Raw genomic sequence first — 1462 nt, 5'->3', positions numbered from 1 at the left:
GATCCTGATCCGCAGGCGCCCCGCCGTCGCGAGGTGCATGGGGTGCGTGGGGTCTGCGGGGTCAGCGCCTGGTGCCGCAGCCCGGGCAGAACGCCGCGCCCTCCGGGATGTCCTGGTGGCACTGGCCGCACTGGGTCGGCTGGGCGAGCCGGTGTCCGCAGCCCGGGCAGAACGGCGTGCCGTGCGTCTCCGCCGAGCACTGCGGGCAGACGAGCTGGCGCGGCGTCCGCACGTCGAACTCGGCGCCGGACTGCTGGCCCTGCTGGTAGGAGCGGTCGGACACCATGTCGTTGAGGCCGCGCCGCTGCGCCGCCATCGCCTCGGCCGCGGTGTCCGGGGCGCAGGTGTGGCACAGGCCCTGGCCCGGGTCGAAGCAGCGGCCGCAGACGTAGTGGGTGCAGCGGGCGCAGCGGTTGAAGTGCACCTGGGCGTTGGTGATCGCGCGCTGGAAGGCGGCGTCGCGCGCGTTGCCCCAGGTGTGGCCGGCCAGGCCGTCGGCGGCGTTGCTGATGGTGTTGGCGTTGCCGCCGATGAGGTTCCAGGCGGCGCTGACGCCCTTGCCGATCCAGCCCGCCACCTGGCCGGTGGTGAACGCCTCGAACGACGAGCGCCAGGTGTCGGAGCAGCGGTAGCAGGAGAACTCGAACTGGAAGCCCGCGCCGGTGCCGTGCTGCTCGCACAGGTCGCGGTAGTTGCTGCTGAAGTAGATCTCGGAACTCACGTCGTCCCCGGTCGATGAAGTGGCATGTCGGCGGCCCCGGGCCCCCCAAGGTGCCGGCACGGATGGGGCGGGTCACGGGGGCGCTGCACAGAATCGCACATGCCGTCATATTTTGTGAATCTCTTATGGACAACGCCTCTATGGACAACGCCTCGTGATCGCCGCACCGAGGGACGTCCGAACCCACCGGACCGGTTCCGATCAGGCTGATACCGGTTCCGATCGGAACCGGTCCGATCGGAACCGGCCGACGCCTCCTCAGAGCCCGGCGACCGGCAGCAGCAGGACCCGCGCCGGGTCGAACCGCTCCCACCCGGCCGGCCGGCCGCTGCGGCTCACCCGCAACCGGCACCACCGCTGCCCGGCGGAGTCCTGCCACCAGCCGCTGATCCGCCCGGACGCCCAGGTGCCGCCGCCGAGGTCCACCTCGACCGGCTGGTACACCCACTGGACGTCCGGGTCCGCCGGCTCCCCGACGGCCACAGGACTGCGCCGACTCTCCACCACGGTTCCGCCTCCCGACCCGGCCCCGACGCGCGGCCTCCCCGGTCGGGCGGCCACGCGACCAGGCGTGCAGCTCACCCCGGAAACTCTACAGGCGTGTAGAGAATCGCGGGAGGAGTTCCGCCGAAGCCCTCACCCGGCTCAGCGGCGACCCCGGCGCGCGCCGCGGCGGCGGCGCCACAGGGCGAACGGCACGACGGCGGCCAGCCCGAGCGCGTCCGGCGCCGACGGCGCCTC

2 protein-coding genes are annotated in these 1462 nt (G+C 73.1%); both read right to left on the bottom strand.

The window, feature by feature from the left end; genetic code table 11:
* Positions 1–61 precede the first annotated feature (61 nt).
* Positions 62–721 carry a zinc ribbon domain-containing protein gene (locus ACFV6I_RS39625; RefSeq protein WP_063350729.1) on the bottom strand — a complete coding sequence of 220 codons (660 nt, stop codon included), beginning with the start codon at positions 719–721 and terminating at the stop codon, positions 62–64.
* A gap of 258 nt (positions 722–979) precedes the next feature.
* Positions 980–1228 carry a hypothetical protein gene (locus ACFV6I_RS39620; protein ID WP_159398582.1) on the bottom strand — a complete coding sequence of 83 codons (249 nt, stop codon included), beginning with the start codon at positions 1226–1228 and terminating at the stop codon, positions 980–982.
* Between the last annotated feature and the right edge of the window lie 234 nt (positions 1229–1462).

Source organism: Kitasatospora sp. NPDC059803 (genome assembly GCF_042732255.1).
Lineage (GTDB): Bacteria > Actinomycetota > Actinomycetes > Streptomycetales > Streptomycetaceae > Kitasatospora.
The sequence above is the reverse complement of the archived record's forward strand: the minus strand, read 5'-3'. Positions and strand labels throughout refer to the sequence as shown.